The sequence below is a fragment of the Stenotrophomonas sp. TWI1183 genome (assembly GCF_039673115.1).
In the GTDB taxonomy this organism is placed as follows: domain Bacteria; phylum Pseudomonadota; class Gammaproteobacteria; order Xanthomonadales; family Xanthomonadaceae; genus Stenotrophomonas; species Stenotrophomonas maltophilia_AA.
Map to the genome: position 1 here is coordinate 1 of NZ_JBDJKZ010000032.1, position 18,726 is coordinate 18,726.

Sequence of the window (18,726 nt, forward strand, 5' to 3'; positions counted from 1 at the left end):
GTCCCCGGCAGTGCAAGGAGCCGGCCAGCGGCCGGCACTACGTACGACCAAGGTCGGACGGCCCGCGCCTCACCATCGGACTATGCTCGATCCCATGGCTTTGTCTGGGAGGGCTGTCATGCGTTACGAAGATGTCTATCGACGTTCGGTCGATGAACCCGAGGCGTTCTGGGGCGAAGAGGCCCAGCGCATCTACTGGCATACACCGCCGCAGCAGATCCTCGATTACAGCAACCCGCCGTTCCGGCGCTGGTTCGTCGGCGGGGAAACCAACCTCTGCTACAACGCGGTCGACCGCCATCTGGTCGATCGCCCGGATCAGCTCGCGCTGGTCGCGGTCTCCAGCGAAACCGGCGTCACCCGCGAGGTCACCTACCGCGAGCTGCACCGCGAAGTGAATGCCTTCGCCGCCGTGCTGCAGCGGCTGGACGTACAGCGTGGCGACCGCGTGGTGATCTACATGCCGAACATGGCCGAAGCCGTGTTCGCGATGCTGGCCTGCGCGCGCATCGGGGCGATCCATTCGGTGGTGTTCGGCGGCTTCGCCGCGCACAACCTGGCACTGCGCATCGATGACGCCGAACCGAAGCTGCTGATCGCCGCCGACGCCGGCAAGCGCGGCGGCAAAGTGATTCCGTACAAGGCGATGGTGGATGCCGCCTGCGCCGAAGCCGCTTCGCCGCCACCGCACGTGCTGATCGTCTCGCGCGGTCTGGACCCGGCCGAACCGAAGGTGCCCGGCCGCGACGTCGACTACGCCATGCTGCGTGCCGAAGTGGGCGACCAGGATGTGCCGGTGGTGTGGCTGGAATCCAGCGAGCCGAGCTATCTGCTGTACACCTCCGGCACCACCGGCAAGCCGAAGGGCGTGCAGCGCGATGTCGGCGGCTACGCAGTGGCGATGGCGCAGTCGATGGAGACCGTGTTCGACTGCAAACCCGGCCAGGTGATGTTCTCCACCTCGGATGTGGGCTGGGCGGTCGGGCATTCCTACAACGTCTACGGCCCACTGATCGGCGGCTGCACCTCGCTGCTGTACGAAGGGCTGCCGACCAACCCGGACCCGGGCATCTGGTGGGCGCTGTGCGAACAGTACGGCGTGCGCACGCTGTTCTCCTCGCCGACCGCGATCCGCGTGCTCAAGAAACACGACGCCGACTTCATCCGCCGCCACGATCTGGAAGCACTTAAGTACGTGTTCCTCGCCGGCGAACCGCTCGACGAGCCGACCGCGCACTGGATCAACGACGCACTCGGCAAGCCGATCATCGACAACTACTGGCAGACCGAAACCGGCTGGCCGGCACTGACCCTGCTGCCGGGCGTGGACATGAAACCGGTGCGCTTCGGCTCGCCCGGTTTCCCGAACCTCGGCTACCGGATGAAGGTCATCGATGAGAACACCGGCGAGACCGTCGCGCCGGGGCACAAGGGGGTGCTGGTGATGATCCCGCCGCTGCCGCCGGGCTGCATGACCACGGTCTGGAAGGACGATGCGCGCTTCATCCAGAGCTATTTCAGCCACTTCAAGGAACTGCTCTACAGCTCGCTCGACTGGGCGATCCAGGACGAAGACGGCTACACCTTCATCCTGGGCCGCACCGACGATGTCATCAACGTGGCCGGGCACCGCCTGGGCACGCGCGAGATCGAGGAGTGCATCGCCGGCCATCCGCTGGTGGCCGAGGCCGCCGTGATCGGGGTCAAGGATGAACTCAAGGGCCAGGTGCCACTGGTGTTCGTCACCCTCAAGCAGGCCCTGCAGGGAGACGGCAGTGCCGTGGCGGCCGAGATGATGCAGCGGGTGACCAACACCCTCGGCGCGGTCGCGCGGCCGGCGCACATCCATATCGTCAACGCGCTGCCCAAGACGCGCTCGGGCAAGCTGCTGCGGCGCTCGCTGCAGGCGCTGGCCGAGGAGCGTGACCCGGGTGATCTGTCGACCCTGGATGACCCGGCGGCGTTGGACGAGATCCGGCGCGCGCTGGGAACCTGACGTGCTGCAGGTCAGCCCGGTCGTGTAGTGCCGCGCCATGCGTTGTCGCGACGCGCACCGGCATTCGACGCGTTCCCCAAGGCCCGTCCTCCTCGGAGAGACGGGCCTTTTTCCTGCCTGTGCGGGGTGCCTCCAGGACCATGCTGCAGTGCATTACCGAGGACGCGAGCGCTCGGGTAAGCTCCGGAGGTGATCGCTGGGGACGCGGCGCGCCTGGGGCGGCCACCGACGCCGATCGGCCTGGAAGATGGGAAAGGGGGCGCGTACGAGTCGGCGAACGGCCGGCGCGACGCGCGATGATGCACCACGTGAAAGGGGGGAGCACATGGCGTACATCCATGCCAAGACGGCCGCTGGCCGTCAGGAAATCGAGGATCGTGCACGGCGCCTGCCGCCGGCGTTGCGATCCATTCTGCTGATGGTCGATGGTCAGCGCGATGACACCGCGTTGACCGCGCTGCTGCCGGGCCTGCGTGCGCCGGACGATGCGCTGGCGCAGCTCTCGGCGATGGGCCTGATCGAGGTCGTCGGCGGCAGTGCCGCACCGGTCGTCGCCGCGGCACTGACCGCCGGGCGCGAGCAGGACCCGGAACTCTACAAGCGTCTGTACGACTGGATGAGCGAATCGGTGCGCAGGCACCTTGGTCTGAAGGGCTACTTCATGCAGTTGAAAGTCGAGCGCTGCACCGATGCCGGCAGCCTGGAGAAACTGTGGCCGGACATGGCCGCCGCGATCAGCAAGGCGAAAAGCCCGGCGCTGGCCAACCGCTGGCTGGAAGAGACGCGCGCGCTGCTGCAGAGCGAGCCCGTGATCGCCTGAGACGATACGTCGACGGCGGCCAGGCAGCACGCTGTTTAGAATGCGTGCTGTTTCGTGTGCGGGAGAGTAGCGATGGTGGATGAGATCGAGGACGACGGCGCACCCGGGTGGGATGCCATCGATGCCGCGTTGAAGGCGGTGTATCCCACGCAGGCGCCGCAGCATTACGGCCCGGTGCTGCGCTCGCTGCTCGGTGGCGAGGATCCGCTGGACGGCATCAGCGCGTACTGGAACGATGCGCCGCTGCCGCACTGGCACTTCGTCAGCTACGGCTTCTCCGAGCTGTATGAAAAGGAGAGCGATGATCCGGCCACCAGTGGCTACGGCTTCGAGCTGAGCTTCCGGGTTGCCGCTGCGGCGGGCAGCGAGCCACCGGCGTGGGCGATGAACTTCCTGCAGAACCTGGCGCGCTACGTGTTCGCCAACGGCAAGGTGTTCCAGCAGGGCCACTACCTCAACGCAGGCGGGCCGATCGCCGCCGACACCGATACGCTGCTGCGGCACATCGCCTTCCTGCGCGACCCGCAGCTGCCGCCGCGCGAGACGCCCAACGGTTCGCTGGAGTTCCTGCAGGTGATCGGGCTGACCGATGGCGAGATGGATGCGGTGAAGCGCTGGTCGACCACCGGCGTACTCGAGACGCTGCTGCCGAAGATGCCGCTGTGGATCACCGATATCACGCGTGGCTCGCTGCTGGACGACCCCGCGCTCGCTGCCGCGGTGGCCGAGGGCGCGGCACGCGAAGGCTCACAGACGGCCTATCTGTTCCTGGAGAAGCTGGGGTGGTCGGTGCGGGGCGAGGGCGCCGGACAGCAATTGACCGTGACGCTGGGCGCGCGCCAGGTGGAATCGCTGCTCGCACTGCTGCCGACGCGGTTGCTGTTCGGGCAGCCGCTGACGCTGGTGAGCAACGATAGTCAGATCACGCTGTCGCCGGCCGCGGTCAATGCGCTGGTGGCCGACGACGAAGCGCTGGACTGCCAGCTGGCACCGGCCACGGTGCAGGCGCTGGTCGCCACGGTCATGCCACGCCGCGGGACCTATGCGATCCCGGGCTTGCCGGCGCTGCAGGTGGTGGTGGAGCCGAGCGAACTGCGCGATGCCGAGGGCAATGTCGTGCGTACGATCGGGTAGAGCCACGCCATGCGTGGCTCCTTTTCGACGGGACCGCGCGTTCCGGCCGGACGCGTGTGTTCCGGCCGGACCGCCTGCAGCCACCCATGGGGTGGCTCTACAGGAGGCCTTCCGCCTTCAGTGCCGCCTGCACGCCGGTATCGGCTTCCATGCGCTGCTTGAAGGCGGCGAGGTTGTCCAGGCCGCTCAGGTCGATCTTCGCGCCCGCGGCCCAGCGCAGGGTGATGTAGAAGTACGGATCGGCGAAGCTGCGGAAGCCGGCCAGCCAGGGGCGGTCGGCCAGCTGTGCATCGGCGCGCTCGAACAGGGCGCGCAGACGCTTGCGGGCGGCGGCGCGGAGCGCGTCGTACTGGGTGTCGTCTTCGATGAAGGTGCCCGGCCCGAACAGCGGCTTGAACGCCGGGTGCAGGTCGGAGTTGACGAAGGACAGCCAACGGGTGGCTTCGGCGCGCTGCTTGGGGCTGCCGTCACCGGTCAGGCCGGCCTGCGGGTAGGTATCGGCGATGTAGCCCATGATGGCTGCGTTCTGGGTCAGCACGAAATCGCCATCGACCACCACCGGGACCGAACCGGCCGGATTGAGGGCCAGGAACGGCGGCGCCTTCAGGGTGTCCTTGTCGAGCAGTTCCACCTCGAACGGCTGGCCGGTCCACTGCAGGGCGATGTGATCGGCGGTGGAGCAGGCTCCGGGCTTGCTGTACAGCTTCATGGGAACTCCGTTGCGGATGGGTGGAAGGTGAGCCGCCCACTATTCCAGAGCCGGCCCCGCATCCTCAACGGTATGGCCGTAACAGATCGTTACGACGCGCGCGGCTTGAGTTTCTGCACGCGGTAGAAGGTGTGATCGCCGATCGTGGCCACCTGGTAGGCATTGCGCCAGCTCGGGTTGGCGATCGCCAGGGCCGCGAAGTGGCTGGCGCCGGGCACGATCTCCTTGCGCTCACCGGCCGGCAGGGCCCAGTTGCGTTCGGCGTCGAAGGCGACGGTCATCGCTTCCTGCCAGGCATCGGCGTTGCCGAGCTGGGTGCCGGGCGCAACGATGGTCGGGGCGAACTGCTTGCGCGCGGTCACCACCTGGCACATCGAGTCGCCCCAGAGGCCGCTGTCCAGGCGGCGCAGGGCCACTTCCGCGACGGCTTGCTGGCCGCGCAGGGTCTGGTCACGCGCTTCGAGGTAGACGGTCGTGCTCAGGCACAACGAATCGGCGGCAGGCTGCGGCAACAACTGTGACAGCCAGAGAATCCAGGCCAGTTTCATAAATCTCCTTGCTCCGTGTGGGCCGCACCTGGCTGTTCCATCCGATCGTGCGGACGGGGCGTGGGTACGACTTGGCGTCATGGGGAGGCGGCCATCGGGGCCGCCCGGGGGCGGACCCGAAAGAAGACGTGGGGTCCGCGCGCTCACTCGAACTGGGTGGTGAGCGGGAAAGTTGGCGCACGATAGGGGGGGATTTCCCAATACATCCTGAACCCGAAAGCTTGACATTCAGGTTCGGAGGGAGGGCTGAATCGGCGGTTCAGCCCCGTATTCAGGTCCGTTTGGACCCGGATCAGAGGGCAGCGGCGACCCGGCTGCCCTGATCGATCGCGCGCTTGGCGTCGAGTTCGGCGGCCACATCCGCGCCGCCGATCAGCTGTGCGTGGATGCCGGCTGCCTGCAGCGCGGCGTGCAGATCACGGCGCGGTTCCTGGCCGGCGCAGACCACCACATGGCTCACCGGCAGCAGCTGTTCCTGACCGTCCACGCGGATGCGCAGGCCGCTGTCATCCACGCCCAGGTACTCAACGCCACCGAGCATGCTCACGCCCTTGGCCTTGAGCGTGGCGCGGTGGATCCAGCCGGTGGTCTTGCCCAGGCGGGCGCCGGGTTTGCCCGGGCTGCGCTGCAGCAGCCAGACCTTGCGCGCCGGTGCTTCAGGTGCCGGTTTGGCGAGCGCGCCGCGGCCCTCGAACGTCGGGTCGACGCCCCACTCGGCCATCCAGCGCGCCGGGTCCAGCGCGGAGGAGGGCCCCTCGTGGACCAGGAACTCGCCGACATCGAAGCCGATGCCGCCAGCGCCGATGATCGCCACCTGCTCGCCAACCTGGACCCTGCCGAGCAGCACATCCAGATAGGTGACCACCTTGGGATGGTCGGCGCCGGGGAAATCGACCCGGCGCGGGGTGATGCCGGTCGCGATCACCACCGCGTCGAAACCGGCCAACGCGGCCACGTCGGCCACGGTGTCCAGCCTCACCTCGACGCCGGTCTCGCCCAGCTTGTGGCGGAAATAGCGCAGCGTCTCGTGGAATTCTTCCTTGCCCGGGATGCGCTTGGCGACGTTGAACTGCCCGCCGATCTCGCTGCCGGCATCGAACAGCGTCACCACGTGGCCACGCTCGGCAGCCACGGTCGCGCAGGCCAGCCCGGCCGGACCGGCGCCGACCACGGCGATGCGGCGCGGGGCGGTGGTCGGGCGGTAGACCAGCTCGGTCTCGTGCACGGCGCGCGGATTGACCAGGCAGCTGGCCGTCTTGTTCTCGAACACGTGGTCCAGACAGGCCTGGTTGCACGCGATGCAGGTGTTGATCGCCTCGGGGCGGCCGGCGCGCGACTTGTTGGCCCACTGCGGATCGGCCAGCAGCGGCCGCGCCAGCGAGACCATGTCGGCACCGCCCGCGGCGAGGATGCGCTCGGCGACGTCGGGCATGTTGATGCGGTTGGTCGCGATCACCGGCACGCGGACATGCGGCTTGAGCTTGGCGGTGACCCCGGCAAAGGCGCCGCGCGGGACCGAGGTGGCGATGGTCGGGATGCGCGCCTCGTGCCAGCCGATGCCGGAGTTGATCAGGGTCGCGCCCGCCGCTTCGATCGCCTGCGCCTGCTGCACGATCTCGGCCCAGTTGCTGCCGTCGGGTACCAGGTCCACCAGCGAAAGCCGGTAGATGATGATGAAGTCCGGCCCACAGGCCTCGCGGATGCGGCGCACGATCTCCACCGCGAAGCGCATGCGCTGTGCCGCGTCGCCGCCCCAGCGGTCGGTGCGCTGGTTGGTACGCGGCGCGATGAACTCATTGATCAGATAGCCTTCCGAGCCCATCACCTCGACGCCGTCGTAGCCGGCTTCGCGGGCCAGCCGCGCGCTGCGTGCGTAATCGGCGATATGGCGGTCCACGCCGCGCGCGGACAGCGCCCGCGGGGTGAACGGGTTGATCGGCGCCTTCAGCTTGGAGGGCGCCACCGAGAGGGGGTGGTAGGCGTAGCGGCCGGCATGCAGCAGCTGCAGGCAGATCTTGCTGCCGTTGTCGTGCACGGCCCGGGTGACCTGGCGATGCGGTCGCACCTCCCAGGGCCAGGACAGCTTGCCGCCGAACGGCTTGAGCCAGCCGACCACGTTGGGCGCGAAGCCGCCGGTGACGATCAGGCCGACGCCGCCCGCGGCCCGCTCGGCGAAATACGCCGCCAGCCGCGGAAAATCGCGCGCGCGGTCTTCCAGGCCGGTGTGCATGGACCCCATCAGGACCCGGTTGCGCAGCTGCGTGAAGCCCAGATCGAGCGGGGCGAACAGATGCGGGTAGGCGGTGGATTCGGCGGCTGGCGACATGTGGATACGCTTGCGTACGGAAGCGCGCAGGGTGCCGCGAATGCCTCTGAAGAGCAAGCGCAGGCGCCCCGGCCGGTGCCGACCGCCGGTCCGGCACCGGCGCTGTTACGGCGCGACGGCGGCCGGGGCGGGCTTGCGGATGCCGAACAGCGGCAGGGTGACCCCGCACAGCGGGCCGATCAGCAGGGCGAAGGCGAGGGTGCCCACGCCGACGTTGCCGCCCAGCCACCAGCCGATCAGCAGCACGGTGCCTTCGATCGCGCTGCGCACGATCCAGATCGGCCAGCCGGTGCGGGCATGCAGGCCGGTCATCAGGCCGTCGCGCGGGCCGGGGCCGAAGCGCGCGCCGATGTACAGGCCGGTGGCGAGCGCGACCAGCAGCAGGCCGCAGACGAACATCGGGATCTGCCAGGCCAGGCCATGCACTTCCGGCAGCAGCCACAGCCCGAACTGCGCGCTGGGGCCGATCAGCATCACGTTGAGTACCGTGCCCAGGCCGGGCTTCTGCCGGATCGGCCACCACAGCAGCAGCACCAACGCGCCGATCACATTGGTGGCCACGCCGAAGGACAGCGGCGTCTGCAGTGCGATGCCCTGGGAAAGCACATCCCAGGGCGCCACCCCGATCGCCGCGCGGATCATCACCGCCGCGCCGAAGCCGTACAGGAACAGACCGAGCAGGAGTTGCAGCAGGCGCAGGGGCAGGGACGTGGGCATGGCGGATTCACCGGAAGGGCCACTGACTGTAGGCGGCACCGGGCGCCGCCGACAGATACAGATGAAGGCGAATGCGCGCTGACACGTTGCCGCGCGACTACCCCCAGCCGGACAGCACCAGCTTGCCGATCACGCCGCCACCTTCCAGCTGGCGATGCGCTTCGCGCAGGTTTGCGGCATTGATCGTGCCCAGATGCGTGTGCGCGGTCGTGCGCAGCTCGCCGGCGTCGATCAGGCTGGCCGCACGGCTGAGGATGCGGTGCTGCTCGATCATGTCCCCGGTCTGGAAACGCGCGCGCGCGAACATGAATTCCCAATGGATGCCGATGCACTTGGCTTTGTAGGGATCGCCGATGCGCAGCGGCCCGCGGGGCTCGACGATCAGGCCGACATGCCCCTGCGGTGCCAGCAGCTCGCCCAGGGTCTCCCAGTAGTGATCGGTATCGGCAAGGTTGAGCGCGACCTGCACCTGCGCGATGCCCAGTGCCTGCAGCTGGGCGGCCAGTGGCTGGCGATGATCGATCACGTGGTCGGCGCCCATCTGCAGGCACCACGCGCGGGTTTCCTCGCGCGAAGCGGTCGCGATCACGGTAAAGCCGGCATGCCGTGCCAGCTGGATGGCGATCGAACCGACACCGCCGGCGCCGCCGATGATCAGCAGGTGCTGGCCACGATGGCGGCTGTCTTCAAAGTGCAGCGGCATGCGCTGGAACAGCAGTTCCCATGCGGTCAGCGTGGTCAACGGCAAGGCCGCGGCCTCGGCGAAATCCAGCGTGGTGGGTTTGCGTCCGACCAGGCGCTCGTCCACCCAGTGATATTGCGCATTGCAACCGGAACGGGTGACATCGCCGGCGTAATACACCTCGTCGCCCGCGGCGAAGGCGGTGACGTCAGGACCGACGGCTTCAACGACGCCGGCCGCGTCATAGCCCAGCACGCGCGGCGGATCCTCCTGCTGCGCGCGCGGCGCGCGCTGTTTGGTGTCCACGGGATTGACGGAAACAGCGTGTACCCGCACCAGCAGGTCACGTCCCCGCGGCGTGCCGGGCGGGTCGATGCTGAGGTCCTGCAGCGCGGCGGGGTCTTCAATCGGCAGATACTGGGTCAATCCCACGGCTTTCATGTCGGCTCCGGAACGGGGGAATCCTCTCCATCATACGGATCACGCCGTCGCTGTTTCTGCGCTGAATCAAGGCGCGATCTCGATTTGAACCCTACCGTGAAAAATGTGTCGCGACGCCGCCTGAATTGCGCAAAACCCTTGTCATTGCTGGGTCTTGCGGAATTTCATCAACCTGTATAGGGTGCCACCAGCTGGACCCGGTAGAGGTCTGGCAGTCGTCTTCACATGTTACGGGACTGTTAACATCACCTTCACTCGCCTGAGCATAATGTTCGCGGCGGTGGCGTGCTGAATCGGCAGTCTGAAAACGACGCAGTAGTGCTGGCCCATGCCTCTACCGGTTTCATACCCCCGAAATAGGAGCTGTACTCAATGAACAAGAAGATCCTTACTGCCGCGCTGCTGGGCGGTCTGGCTTTCGCCCAGGCTGCATCGGCGCAGGATTTTGACGACCGCTGGTACCTGACCGGTTCGGCCGGCTTCAACTTCCAGGATAGCGACCGTCTGACCAACGACGCTCCGTTCGTTACCCTGGGCCTCGGTAAGTTCATCAGCCCCAACTGGTCGCTGGACGGCGAGCTGAACTACCAGAACCCGAACTTCGATGCCAACCAGGATCTGAACTGGAGCCAGTACGGCGCGTCCGTCGATCTGCGTCGCCACTTCATCCAGGAAGGCCGCGGCTGGAACCCGTACCTGCTGTTCGGCCTGGGTTACCAGAAGTCGGAAGAAGAGTACGCAGCGCTGAACACCAACGGTCCGCGTGAGCGCAAGGACGGCAACTTCGCCGCCAAGCTCGGCGTCGGTCTGCAGACCACCTTCGAAAAGCGCGTCGCCGTGCGTGCCGAAGTGGCCTACCGCGCTGACTTCGACGACCAGAGCGTTGCTGCTCCGAGCGAAGACTGGTTCGGCGACGTGCTGGCTTCGGTCGGTGTCGTGATCCCGCTGGGCCCGGCCCCGGTCGCTGCCGTGCCGGCTCCGGCTCCGGTTGCTCCGAGCTGCGCCGATCTGGATGACGACGGTGACGGCGTCAACAACTGCGACGACAAGTGCCCGAACTCGCAGCCGGGTCAGACCATCGGTCCGGACGGTTGCCCGGTCCCGGTGTCGATCGATCTGAAGGGCGTGAACTTCGACTTCGATAAGTCGAACCTGCGTCCGGACGCGGTTGCGATCCTGAGCGAAGCTTCGGAAATCCTGAAGCGTTACCCGGATCTGCGCGTTGAAGTCGCCGGTCACACCGATTCCAAGGGTTCCGACGCTTACAACCAGAAGCTGTCCGAGCGTCGTGCCACCTCGGTGTACAACTACCTGACCCAGAACGGCGTTGACGCTTCGCGTCTGGTCGGTCCGATCGGTTACGGCGAGAGCCGCCCGATTGCGCCGAACACCAACCCGGATGGTTCGGATAACCCGGAAGGCCGCGCCAAGAACCGTCGTACCGAGCTGAACGTCCAGAACTAATCCTTCTGGCGGTACAGTCTCACCAAGCAGGGCCCGGCATTGCCGGGCCCTGTTTTTTTGTGTGTCCGGGGCGGTTGGATCCCGGAAATCGACAATAAATCCAACAAGTTGCCGTATTCATTGAAGGTGGCGCTTGAAAGACGTTGTGGCGCTGTTAAACTCGCCGCGTCGACCCCTTCCTGGATGCATCCCATGCAGCGTTTTGCACTGGCCGCCGCGCTTGGCCTGGCCCTGGTTCCCGCCGCCCACGCTGCCGTGGACTGTTCGGCACCTGCCAGCGCATCGCCGCTGCCGCTGCCGGCCACCGCGATCGCACCGGTTGCCGAAGAGCTGTACATCCGCAACGTCCAGCTGGGCATGCCCGCCGGGGTACTGACCTCCAGCTTCGACCGGGAACAGTCGCTGGACAGCGTGCTGCAGCGCCTGCGCATCGACGGCTGCCAGAACATCGCCAAGGCGATTCCCAGCGCACCGGTGATCAATCCGAACGATCCGGCCGCCTACAAGCCGCAGACCGAGTTCGACAACACGCCGTGGCGCTTCGACATGAGCCAGAACGGCAAGCGCATGACCGCCGAAGAATTCGACGCGTGGATGAAGGCGCGTGGCGTGCGCGTGGTCAAGGCACGCCCGGCACCGGCTGCCGTGCCGGCCGCCGCCGCCGAAGCACCGGCTGAGACCAAGCCGGCGGACAAGAAGTAAGCCGCCCGGGCGGAGCACGATGACGACACGCCGGCCACCCGCCGCGACCGCGTCCCGACCACGCCGCCCCGAGCGGCGTGCGAGCCCCGCAGCAGGCACCCGCAGCACCGCCGCGAAGGCAACTCCAACCACACCGCGCCATGGCCTGGCGCGTGTGCTGTCCAAGGCCGGGCTGTGCTCGCGCACCGAAGCCGCGCGCTGGATCGCCGACGGCCGGGTCACGGTCGACGGCCGTGTCATCAACAACCCCGAATTTCCGATCATCGACGGTCGCCATCACGTGCGCGTCGATGGTCAGCCGCTGGATGCGCCCAGGCGCGTGCACCTGATGCTCAACAAGCCGCGCGGCCTGGTGACCACCGCGCAGGACGAGCGCGGCCGCGACACCGTGTACCGCTGCTTCGATGCTGCCGGCCTGCCGTGGATCGCGCCGGTCGGGCGCCTGGACAAGGCCAGCGAAGGGCTGCTGCTGTTCAGCAATGATCCGCAGTGGGCCGCGCGCCTGACCGATCCGGCCACCGGCCCGGACAAGACCTATCACGTCCAGATTGACGCCATCCCCGATGCCGCGCAGCTGCAGGCGTTGTGCGCGGGCATCGAGGACGAGGGCGAACTGCTGCGCGCGCGCCGCGCCACGCTGCTGCGCAGCGGCGACAAGACCGCCTGGCTGGAAGTGGTGCTGGAGGAAGGCCGCAACCGGCATATCCGCCGCCTGCTGGCCGCCTTCGACATCAACGTGCTGCGCCTGGTGCGCGTGGCGATCGGCCAGCTGCCGCTGGGCGAGCTGGGCAAGGGCGCCTGGCGCGAGCTCAGCCAGCACGATCTGGATCTGCTGTACGCCGTGGCCGACAGCGCCGCGGCCACACCGTGACCTCGTGGCCTGCCGGCATGTGGCAGGCCAATCGACCCGGGCAATGGATGGCCTTCGAAGGGACGTTCCGTTCAACACCGGGAGTAAGACCATGCACATCCGTAGCCTCACCCGTTCCCTGTTCCGCGGCGCCTGCCTGTTGTTGCCGGCCGCGCTGCTGACCGCCTGTGGCGGCCACAAACAGATCGCCAAGCAGGATCCGCCGGTGACCGACAAGGTGGTGGAGATCAAGATTCCCGAACTGGACGGCCGCGGCAGCTACCGCTTCATGATGAGCGATGGCGACAAGCGCATGAGCGCCGACGAGTTCGACGCCTGGATGAAGGCCAACGGCATCCGCGTGGCCAAGGGCAACGGCCAGGACGGTCCGGTCGCCGCGCCGGTGGTGGTGGCCAGCAAGGAATCGGCCAAGGACAAGAAGAAAAAGAAGAAATAAAAAAACGCCGGGCATGGCCCGGCGTTTCGGGGGGACGGCGCGCCAGGCGCCGTCGTCCGCTCACCCCTTGATGACGCCCAGCTCCAGGCCGATCCGGGTGAAGGCATCGATCGCACGGTCCAGGTGCGCACGGGTGTGCGCGGCGCTGATCTGGGTGCGGATGCGGGCCTGCCCCTTGGGCACCACCGGGAAGAAGAAGCCGATCGCGTAGATGCCTTCTTCGAGCAGGCGTTCGGCGAACTTCTGCGCCAGCGGCGCGTCGTACAGCATCACGGGGCTGATCGGGTGCACGCCCGGCTTCACGTCGAAACCGGCGGCGGTCATCTTCTCGCGGAAGTAGGCGGTGTTCTGCGCCAGGGTGTCGCGCAGGTCATCGGCGGCGGCCAGCATCTCGAAGGCCTTGATGCCGGCGGCGACCACGTGCGGCGGCAGCGAGTTGGAGAACAGGTACGGGCGCGAGCGCTGGCGCAGCAGTTCGATCACTTCGGCACTGGCGCAGGTGAAGCCGCCGAGCGCGCCGCCCATGGCCTTGCCCAGGGTGCCGGTGATGATGTCGATCTTCTCCAGCACACCCTTGACCTCGGCCGAGCCGCGGCCGGTCGCGCCAAGGAAGCCGGTGGCATGGCATTCGTCGATGTGCACCAGCGCGTTGTACTTCTTCGCCAGCGCGGTGATCTCGTCCAGCGGGGCGATGAAGCCGTCCATCGAGAACACACCGTCGGTGGTGATCAGCTTGGTCCTGCAGCCGGCGGCATCGGCGGCCTGCAGCTGCGCTTCCAGATCGGCCATGTCGCAGTTGGCGTAGCGGAAGCGCTTGGCCTTGCACAGGCGAACGCCGTCGATGATCGAGGCATGGTTGAGCGCATCGGAAATGATCGCGTCGTGCTCGCCCAGAAGCGGCTCGAACAGGCCGCCGTTGGCGTCGAAGCAGGCCGCGTACAGGATGGTGTCCTGCTTGCCGAAGAAGTCGGCGATCTGCTTTTCCAGCTGCTTGTGCAGGTCCTGGGTGCCGCAGATGAAGCGCACCGAGGCCATGCCGAAGCCGTGGGTATCCAGGGCGTCCTTCGCGGCCTGGATCAGGTCCGGATGGTCGGCCAGGCCCAGGTAGTTGTTGGCGCAGAAGTTCAGCACCGTGCGGCCGTCGTCCAGGGTGATCTCGGCCGACTGCGGGCTGGTGATGATGCGTTCGGACTTGAACAGGCCCTGGGCGCGGATCGCCTCCAGTTCTTCAACGTAGTGCTGGGTCAACGAGGCGGTGGTGGCGTCGGTCATGGCAGGCAGTCTTCGGCACGGGAAACCCGGGATTTTACCTGTCGGGCGCGACGGCGGGGTTGCCGCGGGCGGTGGATGGGCGGGGCAGGGCGGGAGACGGTTGCAGACGTGATTGTTGCATCGCAATATCAATCAGGTTAAAAAACTGTAAACCGCGCCGTTCCGCCCACCCCCACCCACGTCTGGAGAGACCCCGCATGAACCACGCCACGCGCTGTACCGCCGCCGCTGTGCTCTGCGCCGCCCTGCTTGCCCCGTTCGCCGCCAGTGCCCAGGACGAGGCCGCCTCTCCCTTCAGCTGGAACGTCACCGCGGTATCGGACTACGTGTTCCGTGGTGTGTCCCAGACCGACGAGGACCCGACGATCCAGGCCGGCTTCACCTATACCTCCCCGGTGGGTCTGTACGCCGGTGTCTGGGGCTCGGGCGTGGATTTCGGTGATGGCGGCCCGGATGCCGAGGTCGACTACCTGATCGGCTACGCCTTCGACGTGACCGACAACGTCAACCTCGACCTGCTGCTCAACCGCTACACCTACCCCGGTTCCAGCGAGCTGGCCTACAACGAGTTCATCACCAAGACCACGTTCGCCGAGCAGTACAGCCTGACCGTGACCTACACCAATGACGTGTTCAATTCGGGCACCGATGGGTGGTACTACGCCGTGGGCGGCGAGTGGGCCCTGCCGCAGGACTTCGCGCTGAGCGCGAACGTCGGCCGCAGCACCTTCGAAGAAGGCATCTCCAAGGATTACACCGACTGGAACATCGGCGTCAGCCGCCAGTTCGGCCTGTTCAACCTGGGCCTGGGCTACTACGGCACCGACGGCAACGGCCGCGACAACTCCGGCAAGCTCGCCGACAACCGCGTGGTGTTCACCGTGGCCGTGGGCAAATGACCTGACGCTGCGATGGACATGAAAAAGGCGCCGAAAGGCGCCTTTTTCGTTTGCCGGGCGCGTACCGACCAACGGTCGGTACCTACCGGGGCCATGCCACCGAGCGCGTACCGACCAACGGTCGGTACCTACCTGGTAGGTCACGACCGTTGGTCGTGACACCGGCCGGCGCGCCAACGGCGCGACGCCTCAATTCCAGCTCAGTACGACCTTGCCGGCCTTGCCCTGTTCCATCAGGTCGAAGCCCTTCTGGAAATCGTCGATCGGCAGCTGGTGGGTCAGCACCTTGCCGAGCGGGAAACCGGACAGCACCAGCTGGGTCATCTTGTACCAGGTCTCGTACATCTTGCGGCCGTAGATGCCCTGCACGGTCAGGCCCTTGAAGATGATCTTGTCCCAGTCGCAGCCGGCGCCCTTGGGCATGATGCCGAGCATGGCGATCTTGCCGCCGTGGTACATGCAGTCGAGCATGTCGTTGAACGCGCGCGGGTTGCCGCTCATTTCCAGGCCCACGTCGAAGCCCTCCATGTGCAGGTCCTTCATCACGTCCTTGAGCGAGGTGTTGGCCACGTTGACCACGCGCGTGGCGCCCATGTCGGCGGCCAGCTTCAGGCGAAAATCATTGACGTCGGTGACCACCACGTTGCGCGCACCGATGTGCTTGCAGATGCCCGCGGCAATGATGCCGATCGGGCCGGCGCCGGTGATCAGCACGTCTTCGCCGATCACGTTGAACTCGAGGGCGCAGTGCGCGGCGTTGCCGTACGGATCGAAGAAGGCGGCCAGCTCGGACGGGATCTGGTCGGGGATCGGCCACAGGTTGCTGGCCGGCATCACCATGTACTCGGCGAAGGCGCCGTTGACATTGACGCCGATGCCGACGGTGTTCGGGCACAGGTGCGGGCGGCCGCCGCGGCAGTTGCGGCAATGGCCGCAGACGATATGGCCTTCGGCCGAGACGCGCTGGCCGACTTCATAGCCGGTCACGCCCGGGCCGATCTCGGCGATGCGGCCGACGAACTCGTGGCCGATGGTCAGGCCCGGCTTGATCGTGCGCTGGCTCCACTCGTCCCACAGGTAGATGTGCAGGTCGGTACCGCAGATGGCGGTCTTTTCCAGCTTGATCAGGACCTCGTTGGGGCCGGGGGTGGGGACCGGAACCTCTTCCAGCCAGATGCCCTTGGCGGCTTCGCGTTTGACCAGGGCCTTCATTGTTTGCTGCGCCATCGGGGTGGAACTCGTCTGGGGGAAAACGCGGATTATAGAGCCGCCGGCGGTTTTCCCATGTTGCAGCGCGGGTGGTTTGGCGGCGCAGCGGCTGGGCTAGAATCGGCGGTTCTTTCACCAGGGGCTGCTCTATGCGCTCGAACCTGCTTGCTTTCTCCGTCGTCGCCAGCCTTGGGCTGGTCCAGGTCGCCCATGCCGCAGAAGGCATGTGGGTGCCGCAGCAGCTGCCGGAGATCGCCGGTCCGCTGAAGCAGGCCGGCCTGAAGCTGTCCCCGGAGCAGATCTCCAACCTGACCGGCGACCCGATGGGCGCGGTCGTGGCACTGGGCGGCTGCACCGCCAGCTTCGTCTCCCCGCAGGGCCTGGTGGTCACCAACCACCACTGTGCCTACGGTGCGATCCAGCTGAACTCGACGGCCGAGAAGAACCTGATCAAGGACGGCTTCAACGCGCCGACCCTGAAGGACGAGCTGAGCGCCGGCCCGAACGCCCGCGTGTTCGTGCTGGACCAGATCACCGACGTGACCGACCAGGCCAAGGCCGCGATCGCTGCCGCCGGCAAGAACCCGCTGGCCCGCACCCGCGCGCTGGAGGCCTTCGACAAGGCCCAGACCGCCGCCTGTGAAGCCGATGCCGGCTTCCGCTGCCGCCTGTACAGCTTCTCCGGCGGCAACACCTACCGCCTGTTCCGCAACATGGAAATCAAGGACGTGCGCCTGGTCTACGCGCCCCCGGGCAGCGTCGGCAAGTTCGGTGGCGACATCGACAACTGGATGTGGCCGCGCCACACCGGCGACTTCTCGTTCTACCGCGCCTACGTGGGCAAGGACGGCAAGCCGGCCGCCTTCTCCGCCGACAACGTGCCGTACCAGCCCAAGCACTTCCTGAAGTTCGCCGACCAGCCGCTGGGCGCCGACGACTTCGTGATGGTGGCCGGCTACCCGGGTCGTACCAACCGCTACGCCCTGGCCGGTGAGTTCAATGAAACCGCCAGCTGGACCTACCCGACCATCGCGCGCCACTACAACGCCGTGCTGAAGATGATCGACGAGGCCGGCAAGGCCGATCCGGACGTCAAGGTGAAGTACGCCGCCACCGCGGCCAGCATGAACAACGTGGCCAAGAACTACGCCGGCCAGTTGGAGGGTTTCAAGCGCATCGACGCGGCCGGCCAGAAGCAGGCCGAAGAGGCCGCCGTGCTGGCCTGGCTGAAGAAGCGCGGCGCCGCCGGCAAGCCGGCCCTGGCCGCGCATGCGCAGCTGATCCAGCACCTGGACACCAGCAAGGCGACGCGTGAGCGCGACCTGTTCGTCAGCCAGTTCAACAGCACCTCGGCGGTGGGGGCGGCGATCAGCCTGTACCGCCTGTCGATCGAGCGCAGCAAGCCCGACGCCGAGCGTGAAGCCGGTTACCAGGAACGCGACCTGCCGTCGATCGAAGGCGGCCTGAAGCAGATGGACCGCCGCTATGTCGCGCGCATGGACCAGCAGCTGCAGACCTACTGGCTGAGCCAGTACGTGGCCCTGCCGGCGGCGCAGCGCAGCAACGAGGTGCTCAACCAGTGGCTGGCGGGCAGCGACGCGGCCGCCGTGCAGGGTCTGGTCGGCAAGCTCTCGGCCAGCAGGCTGGGCAGCCTGGATGAGCGTCTGACGTGGTTCAAGGCCGACCGCGCGGCGTTCGAGGCCAGCACCGATCCGGCGATCCAGTACGCGGTGGCGGTGATGCCGGCGCTGCTGAAGCAGGAAGAGCAGAAGAAGACCCGCGAAGGCGAGTCGCTGGTCTCGCGCCCGCTGTACCTGCAGGCCGTGGCCGACTACAAGAAGAGCAAGGGCGAGTTCGTCTATCCGGACGCCAACCTGTCGCTGCGCATCACCTTCGGCAACGTCATGGGCTACGGCAAGGACGGCGTGAACTACACCCCGTTCACCACCCTGGAAGGCGTGGCCGCGAAGGAAACCGGCGAAGATCCGTTCGATTCGCCGAAGGCGCTGCTCGATGCGGTCAAGGCCAAGCGTTACGGCGGCCTGGAGGACAAGCGCATCGGTTCGGTGCCGGTGAACTTCCTGTCCAACCTGGACATCACCGGCGGCAACTCCGGTTCGCCGGTGCTGGATGCCAACGGCAAGCTGGTCGGCCTGGCCTTCGACGGCAACTGGGAGTCGGTGAGTTCGAACTGGGTGTTCGATCCGGTGATGACCCGCATGATCGCGGTCGACAGCCGTTACATGCAGTGGATCATGCAGGAAGTGGCGCCGGCGCCGCAGCTGCTGAAAGAGCTGAACCTCAGCAAGTAAGCCGACACGTCGGTTTCCAGAACCCCGCAGCGAAATCTGCGGGGTTTTTTAATGGTCGGCTGCAAGTCCAACGCGCGGCGTCTTGTCTTCCCCGAGGGAGCGCGCCGGGCAGGGCTGGGCGAGACACGCCGTGAACCCATCCATGGGGGCTCGTACGACCGCATCCTGGCGGTCGAACGGTCTCGCCC

General features: G+C 66.9%; 16 protein-coding genes. 9 read left to right on the forward strand and 7 right to left on the reverse strand.

Annotated features, from left to right (window positions below; genetic code table 11):
* Positions 1–118: 118 nt before the first annotated feature.
* The 3 genes from prpE to ABE434_RS18520 all read left to right on the forward strand — a co-directional run bounded on the left by prpE (position 119) and on the right by ABE434_RS18520 (position 3,950).
* Complete coding sequence (prpE, locus tag ABE434_RS18510) at positions 119–1,996, forward strand: propionate--CoA ligase (RefSeq protein WP_346479838.1); 1,878 nt, start codon at positions 119–121, stop codon at positions 1,994–1,996.
* Positions 1,997–2,321: 325 nt separating this feature from the next.
* Entirely contained in the window at positions 2,322–2,816 is a 495-nt protein-coding gene (locus tag ABE434_RS18515) for a hypothetical protein (protein ID WP_346479839.1), read from the forward strand.
* A gap of 72 nt (positions 2,817–2,888) precedes the next feature.
* A complete protein-coding gene (locus ABE434_RS18520) occupies positions 2,889–3,950 on the forward strand; it encodes a suppressor of fused domain protein (RefSeq protein ID WP_346479840.1) in 1,062 nt (353 codons plus the stop codon).
* A gap of 97 nt (positions 3,951–4,047) precedes the next feature.
* On the opposite strand, the gene ABE434_RS18525 is transcribed toward ABE434_RS18520, so the two are convergent.
* From ABE434_RS18525 to ABE434_RS18545, 5 genes are all read right to left on the reverse strand, one after another.
* Positions 4,048–4,659 carry a glutathione S-transferase N-terminal domain-containing protein gene (locus tag ABE434_RS18525; RefSeq protein WP_346479841.1) on the reverse strand — a complete coding sequence of 204 codons (612 nt, stop codon included), beginning with the start codon at positions 4,657–4,659 and terminating at the stop codon, positions 4,048–4,050.
* Between the two features lie 89 nt (positions 4,660–4,748).
* Positions 4,749–5,207 (reverse strand): cell wall hydrolase, encoded by a 459-nt coding sequence (locus tag ABE434_RS18530; protein WP_088435200.1) that lies wholly within the window; start codon positions 5,205–5,207, stop codon positions 4,749–4,751.
* A 292-nt stretch (positions 5,208–5,499) separates the two neighbouring features.
* Entirely contained in the window at positions 5,500–7,533 is a 2,034-nt protein-coding gene (locus ABE434_RS18535; RefSeq protein ID WP_346479842.1) for an NADPH-dependent 2,4-dienoyl-CoA reductase, read from the reverse strand.
* A gap of 105 nt (positions 7,534–7,638) precedes the next feature.
* Complete coding sequence (locus tag ABE434_RS18540; RefSeq protein WP_179460863.1) at positions 7,639–8,250, reverse strand: hypothetical protein; 612 nt, start codon at positions 8,248–8,250, stop codon at positions 7,639–7,641.
* 97 nt (positions 8,251–8,347) lie between these two features.
* Positions 8,348–9,373 (reverse strand): zinc-binding alcohol dehydrogenase family protein, encoded by a 1,026-nt coding sequence (locus tag ABE434_RS18545; protein WP_346479843.1) that lies wholly within the window; start codon positions 9,371–9,373, stop codon positions 8,348–8,350.
* 372 nt (positions 9,374–9,745) lie between these two features.
* Here ABE434_RS18545 and ABE434_RS18550 point away from each other — a divergent pair, with 372 nt between their 5' ends.
* From ABE434_RS18550 to ABE434_RS18565, 4 genes are all read left to right on the forward strand, one after another.
* Entirely contained in the window at positions 9,746–10,837 is a 1,092-nt protein-coding gene (locus ABE434_RS18550) for an OmpA family protein (protein WP_346479844.1), read from the forward strand.
* 192 nt (positions 10,838–11,029) lie between these two features.
* Positions 11,030–11,539: a hypothetical protein gene (locus tag ABE434_RS18555; RefSeq protein WP_176990712.1), complete on the forward strand. Its 510-nt coding sequence runs from the start codon at positions 11,030–11,032 to the stop codon at positions 11,537–11,539.
* 19 nt (positions 11,540–11,558) lie between these two features.
* On the forward strand, positions 11,559–12,410 hold the full coding sequence (locus tag ABE434_RS18560; protein WP_346479845.1) for a pseudouridine synthase: 852 nt from the start codon (positions 11,559–11,561) through the stop codon (positions 12,408–12,410).
* Between the two features lie 91 nt (positions 12,411–12,501).
* Positions 12,502–12,846, forward strand: coding sequence for a hypothetical protein (locus ABE434_RS18565; RefSeq protein WP_176990714.1), 345 nt, complete (start codon positions 12,502–12,504; stop codon positions 12,844–12,846).
* A 60-nt stretch (positions 12,847–12,906) separates the two neighbouring features.
* On the opposite strand, the gene kbl is transcribed toward ABE434_RS18565, so the two are convergent.
* Positions 12,907–14,118 (reverse strand): glycine C-acetyltransferase, encoded by a 1,212-nt coding sequence (kbl, locus tag ABE434_RS18570; protein WP_319212331.1) that lies wholly within the window; start codon positions 14,116–14,118, stop codon positions 12,907–12,909.
* A 197-nt stretch (positions 14,119–14,315) separates the two neighbouring features.
* On the opposite strand from kbl, the gene ABE434_RS18575 reads away from it, so the two are divergent.
* Complete coding sequence (locus ABE434_RS18575; RefSeq protein ID WP_346479846.1) at positions 14,316–15,017, forward strand: TorF family putative porin; 702 nt, start codon at positions 14,316–14,318, stop codon at positions 15,015–15,017.
* A gap of 189 nt (positions 15,018–15,206) precedes the next feature.
* Here ABE434_RS18575 and tdh read toward each other — a convergent pair whose 3' ends face one another.
* Positions 15,207–16,229 (reverse strand): L-threonine 3-dehydrogenase, encoded by a 1,023-nt coding sequence (gene tdh / locus ABE434_RS18580; RefSeq protein ID WP_176990742.1) that lies wholly within the window; start codon positions 16,227–16,229, stop codon positions 15,207–15,209.
* 146 nt (positions 16,230–16,375) lie between these two features.
* On the opposite strand from tdh, the gene ABE434_RS18585 reads away from it, so the two are divergent.
* Complete coding sequence (locus ABE434_RS18585; RefSeq protein ID WP_346479847.1) at positions 16,376–18,538, forward strand: S46 family peptidase; 2,163 nt, start codon at positions 16,376–16,378, stop codon at positions 18,536–18,538.
* The last annotated feature ends 188 nt before the right edge of the window (positions 18,539–18,726 follow it).